Annotated in this window: 13 protein-coding genes; 3 read left to right on the forward strand and 10 right to left on the reverse strand. The window is 64.0% G+C overall.

What is annotated here, in order from left to right:
* Position 1: 1 nt before the first annotated feature.
* The 10 genes from AC0V7N_RS03290 to AC0V7N_RS03335 form a co-directional block, all read right to left on the reverse strand.
* The gene (locus AC0V7N_RS03290; RefSeq protein WP_475454660.1) at positions 2-970 is read right to left on the reverse strand and encodes an ABC transporter permease; all 969 of its coding nucleotides are present in this window, start codon (positions 968-970) and stop codon (positions 2-4) included.
* A complete protein-coding gene (locus AC0V7N_RS03295; protein ID WP_475460187.1) occupies positions 967-1,965 on the reverse strand; it encodes an ABC transporter permease in 999 nt (332 codons plus the stop codon). The genes AC0V7N_RS03290 and AC0V7N_RS03295 overlap by 4 nt, the downstream gene beginning before the upstream one ends.
* A gap of 36 nt (positions 1,966-2,001) precedes the next feature.
* Entirely contained in the window at positions 2,002-3,504 is a 1,503-nt protein-coding gene (locus AC0V7N_RS03300; protein ID WP_475454662.1) for a sugar ABC transporter ATP-binding protein, read from the reverse strand.
* A gap of 67 nt (positions 3,505-3,571) precedes the next feature.
* Entirely contained in the window at positions 3,572-4,639 is a 1,068-nt protein-coding gene (locus AC0V7N_RS03305) for a substrate-binding domain-containing protein (protein ID WP_475454663.1), read from the reverse strand.
* Positions 4,640-4,705: 66 nt separating this feature from the next.
* Complete coding sequence (locus AC0V7N_RS03310) at positions 4,706-5,770, reverse strand: substrate-binding domain-containing protein (RefSeq protein WP_475454665.1); 1,065 nt, start codon at positions 5,768-5,770, stop codon at positions 4,706-4,708.
* A 264-nt stretch (positions 5,771-6,034) separates the two neighbouring features.
* Entirely contained in the window at positions 6,035-6,799 is a 765-nt protein-coding gene (locus AC0V7N_RS03315; RefSeq protein WP_475454667.1) for a GntR family transcriptional regulator, read from the reverse strand.
* Positions 6,800-6,881: 82 nt separating this feature from the next.
* The gene (locus AC0V7N_RS03320; protein WP_475454669.1) at positions 6,882-7,610 is read right to left on the reverse strand and encodes an E3 binding domain-containing protein; all 729 of its coding nucleotides are present in this window, start codon (positions 7,608-7,610) and stop codon (positions 6,882-6,884) included.
* Positions 7,607-8,617: a C-terminal binding protein gene (locus AC0V7N_RS03325; protein ID WP_475454671.1), complete on the reverse strand. Its 1,011-nt coding sequence runs from the start codon at positions 8,615-8,617 to the stop codon at positions 7,607-7,609. The genes AC0V7N_RS03320 and AC0V7N_RS03325 overlap by 4 nt, the downstream gene beginning before the upstream one ends.
* An 89-nt stretch (positions 8,618-8,706) precedes the next feature.
* Positions 8,707-11,097 carry a thiamine pyrophosphate-dependent enzyme gene (locus AC0V7N_RS03330; RefSeq protein ID WP_475454673.1) on the reverse strand — a complete coding sequence of 797 codons (2,391 nt, stop codon included), beginning with the start codon at positions 11,095-11,097 and terminating at the stop codon, positions 8,707-8,709.
* 137 nt (positions 11,098-11,234) lie between these two features.
* Positions 11,235-12,455, reverse strand: coding sequence for an enolase C-terminal domain-like protein (locus AC0V7N_RS03335; RefSeq protein ID WP_496627704.1), 1,221 nt, complete (start codon positions 12,453-12,455; stop codon positions 11,235-11,237).
* 118 nt (positions 12,456-12,573) lie between these two features.
* Here AC0V7N_RS03335 and AC0V7N_RS03340 point away from each other — a divergent pair, with 118 nt between their 5' ends.
* From AC0V7N_RS03340 to AC0V7N_RS03350, 3 genes are read left to right on the forward strand one after another with little or no spacing between them, the layout of a single operon-like run.
* Positions 12,574-13,368 carry an SDR family NAD(P)-dependent oxidoreductase gene (locus AC0V7N_RS03340; RefSeq protein ID WP_475454679.1) on the forward strand — a complete coding sequence of 265 codons (795 nt, stop codon included), beginning with the start codon at positions 12,574-12,576 and terminating at the stop codon, positions 13,366-13,368.
* 4 nt (positions 13,369-13,372) lie between these two features.
* Complete coding sequence (locus tag AC0V7N_RS03345; protein ID WP_475454681.1) at positions 13,373-14,221, forward strand: transketolase; 849 nt, start codon at positions 13,373-13,375, stop codon at positions 14,219-14,221.
* Entirely contained in the window at positions 14,218-15,201 is a 984-nt protein-coding gene (locus AC0V7N_RS03350) for a transketolase family protein (RefSeq protein WP_475454683.1), read from the forward strand. The genes AC0V7N_RS03345 and AC0V7N_RS03350 overlap by 4 nt, the downstream gene beginning before the upstream one ends.
* The last annotated feature ends 8 nt before the right edge of the window (positions 15,202-15,209 follow it).

Consider the following 15,209-nt stretch of genomic DNA (forward strand, 5'->3'; position numbering starts at 1 on the left):
GTCAGCCCTCTTTTCTGCGCAGTCTGCCGCCAAGCCCGGCAAAGGTTTCGCTGCCGATCGACACGGTGAGCAGGATCGCCGCGCCATAGACGATGAGCAGTGCGCCGCTCGACAGGTTCAGCGCCGGCAAAAGACCGGTGAGGATGGTCAGCACCATGGCGCCGGCCACGGTGCCCAGATAATGGCCGCTGCCGCCAAGGATCGAGGCGCCACCGATGGCGACCGCGGCGATCGAGGTGAACAGATAGGCGTCGCCCATGCCGAGATAGGCCTGGCCGGAATAGCCGGTCAAAAGCATGCCGGCGAAGGCGGCGGTGAGGCCCGAGATGACATAGGTGAGGATGGTGGTGCGCGCCGTCGGCACACCGGAGAATTCGGCCACGGTGGCGCTGGTGCCGAGCGCGTAGAGATGGCGGCCGAACGCCGCCTTGGAGAGCAGCAGCGTCGCCACCAGCGTCAGCGCCAGCCAGATCAGCGCAATCACCGGAAAACCGCCGATGCGCCCGACCGACAGGAACTGGATCAGGGCCGGCGCCGACGGGGTCGGCGAGCCGCCGGTCAACACCAGGATCAGGCCCTGCAGGATGACGTTGGTGGCCAGTGTCATGATGATCGGCGGCACGCCGAACTGGGCAACGCCGACGCCGTTGATCAGGCCGATGAAGGCGCCGCCGGCAAGCAGCAGCGGCATGACCCAGATCAGCGGCAGATCCTGGCCGCCGCACAGCAGCGCCATGATGATGGCGGCGGAATTCAGCACCCAGGGTACCGACAGGTCGATGCCGCCGCCGATGATGACGAAGGTCTGGCCGAGCGCGACGATGCCGACGAATGCCGCCAGCACGACGGTCGAGCGCATGTTGGAAACCGACAGGAAGCCCGGCGAGAACATCGCTGTGACCAGGAGCAGCACGACCATGCCGGCATAGGCAAGCACGATCAGCCGGTTGCGGGCGAGGAAGGCGCTCATTGGACACGGTTCCTTGCGGCCTTTTCGGCAACGGAACTGGCCAGCACCGAGAGCAGCAGGATGACGCCGGACGCGACCGGCTGCCAGTAGCTCGACACATGCAGGACGAAAACGAGGTTGCCGATCAGGGTCAGTACGAAAGCGCCGATCAGCGTGCCGGCGAGATGGCCACGACCGCCGAACAGGCTGACGCCGCCAATGACCGCCGCCGCCACCGAGGGCAGGATATAGTCCTTGCCGATGGTCGGCGAACCGGCGCCGGTCTGCGTCACCAGGAACAGCGCCGCTCCGGCCGCAAACAGGCCGGACAGGCCATAGGTGACGAGGTTGACCCTTGTGATCGAGACGCCGGACAGGAAGGCCGATTTCTCGTTGGAGCCGGTCGCCTGGATGGCGATGCCGACCCGGGTCGCGCGAAACCACCACCAGAACACGAGCAGCGCCAGCAGCATCCAGACCGGGCTGGTCAGACCGAAGATCTGTTCAGATGCAAAGCCAACCCACCAGCCGGGAACGCTGCCGCCATCGGTCGGCAGGATGATCATGGCAACGCCGTTGAGGATCGACCAGGTGGCAAGCGTCACCAGGAAGGGCTGCAGCTTGAGCAGGGAGATCAGCAGACCATTGAGCGCGCCGATGACGAAACCAAGCGCCAGAATGACCAGCGTCCAGAGCGCCACGGTCGAATGGTCGTCGGTAAAGCGCGTCGCCGCGATCACCGTGCCGAGGCTGATCATGCCGCCGATCGAGAGGTCAATGCCGCCGCGCACCAGAACGATGGTCTGCCCCGTCGCCGCCAGCATCAGCGTCATCGCCGCCGCCGTGTCGAGGTTGAGTTCGTCCAGCGTGAAGACACCGGACTGCAGGCTGCCATAGATGCCAATAATCAACGCCAGCATCAGGCAGGCGACCAGGAACGGCGCGCGGTCGAGCACGCGGTCACGCCAGTCGACGCCCGTTTTGGCGGGTTTCTTTTCAGCGGGCGCTTGCGCCATGTTCACCGGTCTCTCCACGACGGACATCACCATGCCTCAAGCCGCCTTGGTTTCAAGCATGGCTGCACGCAGGATTTCCTCCTCCGAAATGTGATCCCGCTCCAGCGTCGCGGCAATGCGGCCGTTGCGCATCACCAGCACGCGGTCGGCGACATGGACGAGTTCCGGCATGTCGCTGGAATGAAACAGGATCGCATAGCCCTTGGCCGCCAGGTCGCGCATCAGCTGAAAAATCTCGCCCTTGGTGCCGACATCGACGCCGCGCGTCGGATCGTAGAGCAGCAGCACGCGCGCCTGCGTCAGCAGCATCTTGCCGAAGATCACCTTCTGCTGGTTGCCGCCCGACAAGGTACCGGCAAGCTGCTCCGATGTCCCGGCCTTGATACGCAGGAAGTCGACCATCTCCTTGACCAGCGCGGCTTCCTTTTGCCGGCTGAGCAAGCCATTTTCGGTAAAGCGCTTGATGACCGACAGCGTCAAATTCTCGCGCACACTCTTGGTCAGGAGCAGGCCCTGCCCGCGCCGGTCCTCCGGCACCAGGGCGATGCCGTCCTTGCCAGTCAGCGCCTGGCGCGGATTGCCGATCGAGGTGGGCTTGCCCCAGAGTTCGATCGTGCCGCTCGCTTTTGTGGCGCCGAACAGTGACTGGAACAGTTCGCGCTGGCCATGGCCCTGCAAGCCGCCGACGCCCAGCACCTCGCCCTCACGCAATGCAAACTCGACGCCGGACAGCCGACTGCCGCTCGAAAACCCCTTGACGCTCAGCGCGACGCGGTCGGTCGCGGTTGCCACGCGCTCGGGATAGAGCCGGTCGAGATGCCGGCCGATCATCTGGGTGACGATCTCGTTGTCGGACACGGCATTGGCCTCATGCGCGGCGACGGTGGCGCCATTGCGGAAGATGGTCAGCCGGTCGGCGATGGCGCGCACTTCGGCCATGCGGTGCGAGATGAAGATGACCAGCCTGCCTTCGGCCGCGAGTTGCCGGGTGAGCTTTAACAGCCATTCGGCCTCCCGCGCCGGCAGCGCCGAGGTCGCCTCGTCGAGGATGAGGATGCGCGGGTCCTTGGCGAGGCCCTTGGCGATCTCGACGATCTGCCGTTCGGCCAATGTCAGCCGCCGCAGTTCCTGGTCCGGGCGGAGTGCCGGAAAATTGTATTTGTCGAGCAGCGCCAGCGTCTTGCGACGCATCTCCGCGCGATTGACGGTGCGCAGCAGCGTTCTTGGCTCATGGCGGAACCAGATGTTCTGCTCGACACTGAGGTCGGGGATCAGCGACAGTTCCTGGAAGACGGCGGCAATGCCGCGCGCCTGCGCGGCATCCGGATTGGCCGGGCGGTAGTCCTGGCCATCGACGAGGATCGAGCCGCCGTCGTGCTGGACGGCGCCCGACAGGATCTGGATGAAGGTGCTCTTTCCCGCGCCGTTCTCGCCGAGCAGCGCGTGCACTTCGCCGGCGCGGGCGCTGAATGTCGCCTCGCTCAGCGCGACAATGCCGCCATAGCGTTTGGACAGGCCGTTGACGGTGACGAGGTCCATGCTTGCGCCTTCGAAAAGCTCTCCCGACATCTTGCGATGCCGGGAGACAGGGTCGTGGTGATGGCTGTTACTTGCTGCCGGCGGCTTCCGCAGCGGTGATCTCGACCCAGTCGGGCGTGATCGGCAGCGTCAGGCCGGGCGCCTGGTCGGGGAAGGCATTTTCGCCGATCGCGATCTTGATCATCTTGGTGCCCGGATAGAGCTTGGACTCGAAGGGATCCGTGGTGACGAAATCACCCTTGACCGAAACCGAGCGCTCGGCCGGTTTCTTGCCGGTGTCGAGGATGTCGACCGCCAGCTTGATCGCTTCCGAGGAGAGATAGGCCGGGTTGGAGCCAAGGATGCACTTGGCGCCTTGCGTCTGGGCGCAGGTGACGGCGGCGACATTGTAGGAGAAGCCGACGACCGGGACGATCGGCCGGCCGGCATCCTTCAACGCCTGGATGGCGCCCGAGCCGTAGCCTTGCGTCATGATGCCGTCGATCTTCGGATTGGCGGCAAGCAGGGCCGCGACACCAGACTGTTCCGGACCGAGCGCATAATTGCCGTTGTAGTAACCGACGACCTTGATGTCGGGATATTTGGCCAGCACCTTCTCATAGCCACCCTGCAGCTGCGCCGAGATCGGCGCGCCGGCAAGGCCACGGTCGAGGATGATATTGCCCTTGCCGCCGAGCTGCGTGGCCATCCATTCGGCCATCACCGAAGGGATACGATCCCAGTCGGAGGCAACGGCAAAGGCGCAGGGCTCGGTCACCACCTGGTCGAAGCTGATGACGACGATGCCGGCGTCACAGGCCTTCTTGATGGTCGGGTTCAAGGCCGAATCCGAACCGGCATCGACGAGAATGGCGTCCGGCTTCTGGCGGATGATGTTGTTCAGCGAATTGATCTGCGCCTGGACGGTGTTCTCGACATTCTCGATCTTGAGGTCGACGCGGCCCTTCAGCGGCCCCTTGTTCACCGACACCGTGGCGACACGCTCCATCTGCTGGCGCCAGTCATTGCCGACGAAATTGTTCGAGAGATAGATGGTATAGGGTTTCTTGTCCTCGGCGTGGCCGGCCTGCATGCCCACCGCCATCATGGCGGCTGCGAGCGCTGCAAGGCCGATGTTACGGCTCAATGTTTTCATGATTTTCTCCTCCCATTCTTTGTTTCGAAATCGCGGCGCCCAATGTGACGCCTTGCACTTGTCAAATCAGGTTCCCGAGGCCTCCTTGGGCGTGATCTCGACCCAGCTCGGCGATACCGGCAAGGAAAGCCCCGGCGCCAGATCCGGAAATACCGTCTTGCCGAGTTCGATCTTCACCGCCGAGGAATTCGGGGCGTATTTGGCATCGACCATATCCGTGGTCAGGCCTGGTGAATTGAACAGCACGGTGGTGTCGGCCGGCTTCTTGCCGGTGTCGAGGATGTCGACGGCGAGCTTGATCGCCTCGGCCGACAGCGAGGGCGGATTGGCGCCCAGCCAGCATTTGGCGCCCTTGGTCTCAGCGCACGTAACGCCGGTGCCGTTGAAGGCAGCGGCGACGACCGGCACCATCGGCCGGTCGGCATTCTGCAGCGCCTTGATGGCGCCGGTGCCATAGCCCTGCGAGAAAATGCCGTCGACTTCAGGATGCGCGGCGAGCAGGCTGGCGACGCCCTCCTGTTCGGGGCCGGCGGCATAGTTGCCGTTGAAGTAGCCGACGATCTCGATGCCGGGATATTTCTTCAGCACGGCGCCAAAGTTTTTCTCGAACTGCTCGGAGATCGGCGCGCCGGCAAGGCCGCGATCCATGAAGACCTTGCCCTTGCCGCCGAGGATGGAAGCCATCCATTCCGCCTGGTTGTTGGCCATGATGTCGAAATCGGAATGCATCTTGTAGGCGCATTCGGCCGAGACGGTCTGGTCGAAGCTGACGACGATGATGCCGGCATCGCAGGCCTTCTTGATGGTCGGATTGAGCGCTTCCGCCGAGGAGGCATCGATGAGGATGGCTGCCGGCTTCTGGCGGATGATATTGTTCAGCGAATTGATCTGCGCCTGAACGGTGTTCTCGGCATTTTCGATCTTCAGGTCGACACGGCCCTTCAGCGGACCCTTGTTGACGGCGACGTTGGCGACGCGCTCCATCTGCTGGCGCCAGTCATTGCCGACAAAATTGTTCGAGAGATAGATGAGGTAGGGCTTCTTGTCTTCGGTATGGCCGGGCATCGCACCCATCGAGGCTGCGAACCCGGCAAGCGCCACGAAGCCGGCGCACAAGCTCCTCAATTTCATGGTCTTCCTCCCTAGTGTTTCCTGCCCAGCCGGTGATGGACTGCGCCATCTTGATCGGATGAAGACGGCAAATTGATACCGGTACCAATTGCAAATGTCAATTTGACCAGGCTTCCCCCAAGGCTGCGTCCGCGATCAGAATTCGCCGGATTTCCTCCCCTGCGATGTCTTTCGTGGCCGGCACTTCAGCCTAGCTATCATGCTATTATAATTTTATGAGCCTGTCTATGCGATCCGCATAGAAAATGCCGCCGCTGGCAAGCTTCAGGACAGGTCGTTGGGCGCGTCGTAGGTGATGCTGAAAATATCGGCGGGGTGGCGGGCAACGGAGAATTCGATGCTGCGCTGGTCTGCCGACTGGTAGAGCATCTCCACCGTCAGCACCGGACTGCCGAGCGTGATGCCGAGGTCGGCGGCAACCGCCTCGTCGGCGATCTCGGCGCGCACCGTGACATGCGCCACATCGAGCCGCAGGCCGAGATGTTTCTGCACCGAACGGAAGATCAGCACGTCGGAGAAATCCTCGCGCTTCAGGCGCGCGCCGATATCGGGCGGGAAATAGGTGGTGATCTGCGCCTTGCGCTGTTCGCCGATCGACAGCACGCTGCGCAGACAATAGCCGGCCTCGTCCTTGCCCATGCCGAAATGGCGCTGAAGCACGGGCGAAACCTCCTTGCGGTAGGATTTCACCGTCAGTTCAGCATCCTTGGTGAAGGCCGCCATGTCGGCGAAATTCTTGAACTTCCAGCTCAGATTGACCGAGGGGCTGCGCGCCGCGACCACGGCCGGCTTGGCCGAACGCTTCCGGATCAGGCCGTCGGCCTCGAGGTCGCGCAGCGCCTGGCGCACGGTGATCAGGCTGACGCCGAAATGCTCGGCGATGGTCGCTTCCTTCGGCAGTTCGCCGCCAACGGGGAAAGTGCCGTTGCCGATCGGCTCGCGCAATATATCGGCGAGTTGGCGATAGAGCGGGCCGTTGGCGCGGCCGAGTGTACGCTTGGGAAGACTGTCGATGGTGGGATGATCCATGTGCCTCGTCGCGCCTGTGTCGAAGCTTTTATAATAGCTTCCTGCGCCCGAGGCTAGGCAAGGCTGTTGACGATCGACCGTCTCAGACAAAGAGCCGAAGCGGGTGTTCGATCGCCGATTTCAGGGTCGCCAGCCACGCGGCAGCTGTGGCCTCATCAACGCCTGCCGCATCGACCGTCAGCAGGCATTCGGCATGGTCGCCCGCCGTATTGAGCGAGACGGTGAGGCGCATGGCGCGGTCGGGAAGGAGCGGCATCATCATCGGCCTGACGTCGCTCGCCGGCAGCAGCCGCAGCGACAGGTCCGCCGGGGTTTCCGTTTCATCACGACTGTCGGCCAGTGCCGCAAGCCTAATTGCGCGCAGCGATGTCAGGGGCATTTCGGGGGTCATAGCGAATACGGTTTGCCGACCCGCCAGTTCCAGCGCCACGGAAGCGCCACCAGCCTTGGCGGCATCCGGTATCTCGGCAAATGCTCGACCGGCCGCTCGCAACAGCACGTCGTCGATAGCCAATATATTTCCCGAGTTCTCAAGCGCCGCCAGCAGGTCCTTCAGAGCGTCCAGTGCGATCGATGTGGCAAAGGCGGCAATGCAAGGCGCGGCAATGGACGGCGCGGCCGCGGGAGCGACGACATCAGGCGAAACTGCCGGCACGGCAACTGGAATAAAGCCCATGACGTCGGCAGCCAGGATGCGGCCGCCAGGGCCGCTACCGCGAAGCGCTGCGAGCGGCAGCGAACGCTCGCGTGCCAGGCGACGGGCATAGGGCGAAACAGCCAGGCGTCCGGTTTGCGCGACCGCCATGTTCATTTCAGATACTCTGAATTGACACAGTTGGTCAGCCGTCCTTCGACGAGATAGGCATGCACCACCTCGATCGACTTCAGCCGGAGGTCGCGCATCGATGCGGGGCTGTAGAAAGCGGCGTGCGGGGTGACGATCAGGCGATTGGCGATCCATGGCTCCCGAGCGCGCCATGCCGCCAGCAGCGGATGATCGAGATCGCCGGGTTCGTTCGGCAGCACGTCCAATCCGGCGCCGGCGACTGTGCCTTCGCGCATCGCCACCTCCAGCGCGTCGAGATCGACGATCGGGCCGCGCGCGGTGTTGACCAGCACGAGACCAGGCTTGGCGGCGGCGAAGGCGGCAGCGCCAAATATCTTGCGGGTTTCCTCGCTCAGCGGCGTGTGGATGCTGACCAAATCCGCTCGCCCCATCAATTCGGCCAGCGAATGGACACGCTCGTAGCCGGTCGACAAATCGACACCGGACAGCAGATGCGGATCGTAGAACACGACCTTCATGTCGAAGGCAGCGGCACGACGCGCGGTGGCAAGCCCAATGCGGCCGAGCCCGACAATGCCGAAGGTGGCGCCCTTGTGCCTGCGCACCAGCGGCGCTTTCGAGAAATGCCAGCCTTCGGCGCCATGGCCGGAAAGCTCCGCACCATAGGCGGAGGTGCCGCGCGTCAGCGCCAGCATCAGGCCGATGGCATGGTCGGCGACCTCGGTGGTGCCATAGTCCGGCACGTTGCAGGCCGGAATTTTCCGCGCGCCCCAGCCTGATGTGTCGATGTTGTCGAAGCCGACGCCGGAGCGAACCGCGATCCGCGCCTTGGGGAACGCGGTCGAAGCGGCGGCGACATTGTGCGTGGGCGAATAATTGATGACGGCGTCGACCGTTTCACAGATTGCCGGATCCAGCGTCGCGGCCTTGTCGTTGGTCGATCTGGCAAGGACGAACTCGATGTCGAGATAATGCTCGCGCTCGAGTTCAGCCTCGTCGGCGGCTTGCCAGTTGGCGCACAGGATCTTCATGCCAGTCCTTTGGATTTCACGTGTAACAAGTCTTCTTGGTTGACCATGATCTCGTCCGAAAACCGGATTCCACTTTTCGGGATCATGGTCTATTTCTTGATGCCGCCGATGCGGCCGCCCATCGGCACCACGGCGCCAACCGGCTGATCGATGACGCTGAGCGTCCCGGTGACCGGCACCTCGATCTCGACCACGGCCTTGTCGGTCTCGATCTCGGCGATCAGCTCACCTTCCTTGACCGCGTCGCCAACCGCCTTCAGCCATTTGATAACAGTGCCTTCGCTGACGGTGAGATCGCCGAACGGCATTGTGATCGGCTCATCATCGCCGGCAGTGGCTGTCTGAATCGGTGGCGCAGCCGCGGCCGCTTTGGCTGGAGCAGGCGCAGGTTTAGCCGGCACAGCATCTTTCAGGCCGACCGTATACCAGTGATCCGGCACCGGCGGCTTGCCAGCGATGACGTCGCGCACGCCCTGGGCAATGCGGGCGGTGTCGACCAGCATGGCGCGCTCGAGAATCGGCGCAAAGGGATGCGAGGTCGGCGCTGTGTGCAGCCTACCGGGCGGTGCGTCGAGTTCGTCGAAGGCGAGCTCGTTGATGGCCTGGGCGATCTCGCCGCCAAGGCCGCACATCGCCCAGGCTTCGTCGACGATGAGCAGACGATGCGTTTTCCGCACGCTGGCAACGATGGTGTCGATGTCGAGCGGCATGATGGTGCGAGGGTCGATCACCTCGGCCTCGATGCCCTCGGCGGCCAATGCATCGGCGGCCTCCAGCGCGCGTTGCACCATCTGGCCGGCGGCGACGATGGTGATGTCAGTACCCGGCCTAGCAATGCGGGCAACACCGAACGGCACAAAATGCTCGCCGACCGGCACCTCGCCCTTGGAGGCAAACAGCGCCTTGGGCTCGAGCATGATGACCGGATCGCCGGCCCTCAACGCTGTCTTCATCAGGCCCTTGGCATCGGCCGGCGTCGACGGCAGGCAGACGATGAGGCCGGGCATATGGGCAAAGACGGGATGATAGATGCCGCTGTGATGGGGGCCGGAGCTGCGCAGCGCGCCGGCGCCGACGCGCACCACCATCGGCGCACTCATCAAACCACTGGTCATGTAGCGCAGCTTGGCCGCCTGCAAAAAAATCTGGCCGGCGGTCTCGAAAGCGAAGTCGGCGAACATCAGGTCCGAGACGGTGCGGGCGCCGGTGGCCGAGGCGCCGACGGCAGCGGCGGTAAAGCCCTGTTCGGAGATCGGCGTGTCGACCATGCGCTCGGCACCGAACTCCTGCCAGAGGTTTTTGGTGTGGGCAAAACTGCCGCCGCGTTCGCCGGTGCCCTCGCCGAAATAGAGGATCGCCGGATTGGCGCGCATCTCCTCGGCGATGCCATCGCGCACCGCTTCGAGCCAGCCTTGCGTGCGCGTCTCGCCGACGGTGCTCGGCTGCATGGCTACAGCCGGATTGATCGGATCGGCAAAGACATGCAGTCGCACGGTTGCCGGATCGGGCTCAGGCGAATTGCGGGCAAAGGCCAGCGCGCCCTCGACCACCTTCTCGATCCGCGCCTCTATTGCCGCGAGCGCTTCGGCATCGGCGATGCCGTAGTCCTCGACCAGCTTCTTGCGGAACATGTCGATCGGATCGCGCTTGATCCAGGCATCGAGTTCTTCCTGCGTCCGGTAGGTGCCGATGACCGGATCACCCTCATGGTGGCCGACGGTGCGATAGGTCTTGGCCTCGATCAGCGTCGGCCCCTTACCGGAACGGGCGCGCTCGGTGGCTTCCTTCATCGCCAGCCAGACGGCGAAGACGTCATTGCCGTCGACCGCGACGCCGGGCATGCCGTAGGACGCAGCCTTGGTGGCGATCTCGGGATTGAGCGTGATGGACTTGAGCGGGGTGGCGGTGGCGTAGAGATTGTTCTCGCAGATGAACACCGCCGGCGCCCGCTGCACGGCCGCGAAGTTGAGCGCCTCGTGGAAGCCGCCATGATTGGCGGCACCATCGCCGAAGAAGGCGACGCCGATGTCGTCCCGGCCCTGCTGACGCGCGCTCATGCCGATGCCAACGGCATGGCCGATGCCGGCAGCGACGATGCCATTGGTGCCGAACAGGCCGACCGAGCGGTCGTAGAGATGCATGGTGCCGCCGCGGCCGCCGCAAATGCCGTCAACTTTGCCGAACAGCTCGGCCATCACGCGGCCGGGGTTGGCGCCCTTGGCCAGCGCGTGGCCATGGCCGCGATGGGTCGAGGTGACCCAGTCTGTCGGCCTGAGATGCGCGCATACGCCGACGCCGGTCGCCTCCTCGCCGATATAGAGATGCAGGAAGCCCGGCGTTTCGCCCTTGCGGCAGGCGATCTGGGCGATGCTTTCGAAGCGTCGCAACAGCACCATGCGTTCGAACAGATCGAGCAGTATCTTCCGATCGGGCAGGTTTGGAGCGCCCTTAAAATCGTCGCGTGCGCGCGCCGCAGACATTGCCACCAAAGCCTCCCTGAATGCGTCTGACGCCGGGCGGCAAAGCGCCGGCGGCGAGCTTGTTGGTCACTCGCTTCGGCGCATCATAGATTATAATAGCATAATGTCTACTGACTCCAAACAGAGGCGTGCGGGGGCTAGATTTTCGTGATCCGCACGGTCGCATCGGGCCGTTGAAACAGCTCCGGGCGCAGGCTGAGGCCGAGCCCCGGCCCTTCGAGCGGCGCGACATGGCCATCCTTGACCGGCGGAATGTCGGCGACGATCTCGGTGTACCAGCCGGTGAAATAGGCCCGCACCGCTTCCTGGTAATTGACGTTCGGCAAGGTCGCCGACAGCGCGCAGCTGGCGGCATAGACGATCGGGCCGGTGCAATCGTGCAAGGTCACCGGCAATTCGCTGGCCTCGGCCATGTTGGCGATCTTGCGTGCTTCGGAGAGCCCGCCGCACCAGGCGAGATCGATCATGATCACCGAAGCGGCCCGCTTGTCGATCAGCTGCTTGAACATCTGCCGCGAGGCCAGCCGCTCGCTGGCGGCGATCGGGATAGAGGTATGGCGGGCCAGCTCGGCCATGGCGTCGAGCTCGTTGTAGCGGATCGGCTCTTCCAGCCAGGCGACGTCGTAGGCTTTCAACGCCTCCGCGATGCGCAGCACCGGCGGCAAGGTCCACAGCCCATGCAGCTCGACCATGATCTCCATGTCGCGGCCGACGGCGTCGCGGATCTTCTGGAATGGCTCCAGCGCCTTGTCGAGGTCGGCCAGCGAGATGCGGGTGCCGTTCGAGGCCTCGGCGGCAATGTCGAACGGCCAGATCTTCATAGCGCCAATGCCTTCCGACTTCAGGCTCTTGGCGAGGTCGCCGGCATTGTAGCGCCAGGCGAGCAGGTCCTCATACGGACCCTCGTTGGAATCGCCAGCCTTGAGCGACCAGTCCTCGCCGCGCTCGAACAGGGCGTTCTTTTTGGTGGCACGGACATGTTTGTAGCCGGCGCAGGTGTTGTAGATCGGCACGGTCTTGTGGGTGCGGCCACCAAGCAGCCGCCAGACCGGCTCGCCAAGCGCCTGGCCATAGATATCCCACAGCGCGATGTTGACGGCGGAATTGCCGCGCACCTCGGCGCCGGAATCGCGGGCGCCGACATAGACGCTGCCCAGCGTGCGGTCGTGCAGCTCGATGTCGCGCGGATCCTTGCCCAGGAGATAGGACGCGACATTGTCGTGGACATAGGCGGCAACAGGCCCCGGCGCCCAAAATGTCTCGCCGGTACCAATGATGCCGGCATCGGTGTGAACGCGCAGCCAGAACAGGAACGGGAACTCGGCCAGCTGCAACGTTTCGAGCGCAACGACTTTCATCTTTTCTCTCCCCTTGCAGCGGACCGTGTGGTCGACGCGACAATAGCACATCGGCGTTGACAGCCATTTATGGTACCGGTATCAATCCCGTCAAGATGGCCACCGGGAGGGTGCTCGCTTGCCTGCCGAAAATCAAAACACGACACCAAGGAGAGCGCTGGTCACCGGCGCCGCCGGCGGCCTCGGCCGCGAGGTGGCGATCCAGCTGACCCGGCGTGGCTGTAGCGTCGCGATCACTGACATCAATGGCGAGGGACTGGCCGAGACCATCAGGCAGATCGGTGAAACCGGTGCGGAAACCGAAATCATAACCGGCGATTTCACGCTGGAGGGCGCGCCGGAGGCAGCGGTGGAAAGCGTGGTCACGCGATGGGGTGGCATCGACATCCTGGTCAACAATGCCGGCTATGGCGTGATCGAGCCGTTCCTCGACGCCACCTTCAAGGCCTGGACGCGCACGCTGGCGCTCAATGTCACAGCGCTTGCCATGGCCTGCAAGGCGGCCGGCCGGGTGATGCGCGAGCAGCGCTCCGGGCGCATCATCAACATCACTTCACCGGGCTCGCGCATGGCGCTGCCCGATTACACCGCCTACACGGCGAGCAAGGCCGGCGTTGATTCCATCACCCGTGCCGCTGCGGTGGCATTGGCGCCCTATGGCGTGCTGGTCAACAGCCTGGCGCCCGGCATGATGGACACCGAAATGCAGCGCTCGACCGAGGTTGACCTCGCCCGCGCCAATGGCCGCAACGATCTGCAGGCCTTTCTCGACGAGCGCACCCGCCGCATCCCGCTCGGCCGCCGCGCCGAGATCGCCGAAGTCGCCGAAGCGGTGGTTTGGCTCTGCCTCGACGCACCGAAATACATGACCGCCGAGCGGCTCAACATGTCGGGCGGGCTCGACAAGGACTGATCCCATGCTGCGAAATTCCCCACCCGGCACCGCCGATATCGGCGCGCTCGAACGCAAGGCAACGCAATTGCGTCGCCATATGCTGACCATGGCGCGCGGCCAGGGCCAGGGCTATATCGGCCAGGGTCTCGGCATCGCCGATACGCTGGCGGCGCTCTATTTCCACGAGTTGCGCTATGACCCGCACAATCTGGCGTGGCCCGAACGCGACCGTTTCCTGCTCTCGACCGGACACTATTCCATCGCGCTGTGGGCGGCACTTGCCGAGGCCGGCATCCTCCCGGTCGAGGAATTGATCACATATGGCGCCGACAATAGCCGGCTGGAGATGTCGACGCTTGACACCACGCCAGGCGTCGAAATGATCGGTGGTTCGCTCGGCCATGGTCTCGGGCAAGGCGTCGGCCAGGCGTTGGGCCTGCGCCTCGACAAATCCGACGCACGCGTCTTCGTCGAACTGTCCGATGGCGAAATGCAGGAGGGATCGACCTGGGAGGCAGCGATGTCGGCCAGCCACTTCAGGCTCGACGGACTGGTGGCGCTGATCGACTGCAATGGCATCCAGGCCGACGGACCCGTCGTGCTCGACATGGAGCCGGTGGCCGATAAATGGCGCGCCTTCGGCTGGCAAACATCGGAGATCGACGGCAACGACATGAAAGCGGTGGTCGGCGCGTTGGCCAATGCGAGAAACCGTAACGGCAAGCCGAAGGCGATTGTTCTGCGCACGCTGCCTGGCAAGGGCGTACCGCGCATCGAGATCTCTGAGAAATCGCACTTCTTCCGCGTCGACGTGGCGCAATGGGACGGCATCATCGCCGAGTTCGAACAAAGTGCGGGAGCAGCCCAATGAGCAGCGCGGAGGCCGGACGCACCCTGGCCATGGGCCAGGACGAAGCGGTTGGCGGCGGACGGCGAAGCGTGGAGACGCCGTTCGGCAAGGCGCTGGCGCGACTCGGCCAGAGCCGGCCCGACATTGTCGGGCTGACCGCCGACCTTGGCAAATACACCGACATCTTGCCGTTCCGCGATGCCTTTCCCGATCGCTTCTTCAATGTCGGCATGGCCGAGCAGAATCTGGTCGCTGTCGCCGCCGGTCTGGCGCGCACCGGCAAGGTGCCGTTCGCCACCACGTACGGCGTGTTCGCGACCCGGCGGGCCTATGATTTCGTCGCCATCGCGCTCGCCCACTCCAACCTCGACGTCAAGATCGTCGCCGGCCTGCCGGGCTTGACGACCGGTTATGGCGGCACGCATCAAGCGATCGAGGACCTGGCGCTGATGCGCATGATCCCCGGCCTGACCATCATCGATCCCTGTGATGCCACCGAGATCGACGCAGCGACGGCAGCGATCGCCGAGCATCGAGGACCGGTTTACATGCGACTGCTGCGCGGCAGCGTGCCTGTCGTGTTCGAACCCGGCTACATCTTCGATATCGGCAAGGCGCGTCACCTTCGAGAAGGCAGCGATGTCGGTATCATCTCTACCGGCTTCATGACCGAGCGGGCGCTGGACGCGGCGGACGCCTTGCGCAAACAGGGGATCTCCGTCGGCGTGTTGCATGTTCCGACCATAAAGCCGTTCGATGCCGAAGCGGTGGCCAAGTTTGCCGGCTCAGTTGGCCGTGTTGTCACGGCGGAAAACCATGTCGTGGTCGGTGGATTGGCGAGCCTTGTCGTCGAGACCTTGTTCGATGCCGGCATTGCGAAGACAGTGACGCGCATCGGCCTGCCCGACCGCTATATCGAATGTGGTGCGGTGCCGACCTTGCAAGCGAAGTATGGCCTGACCACCGAGGCCGTCATCGCGACGATCGCTGCACTGAGTTAGGGTTCCGC

The sequence above is a fragment of the Mesorhizobium kamtschaticum genome, from assembly GCF_056174585.1.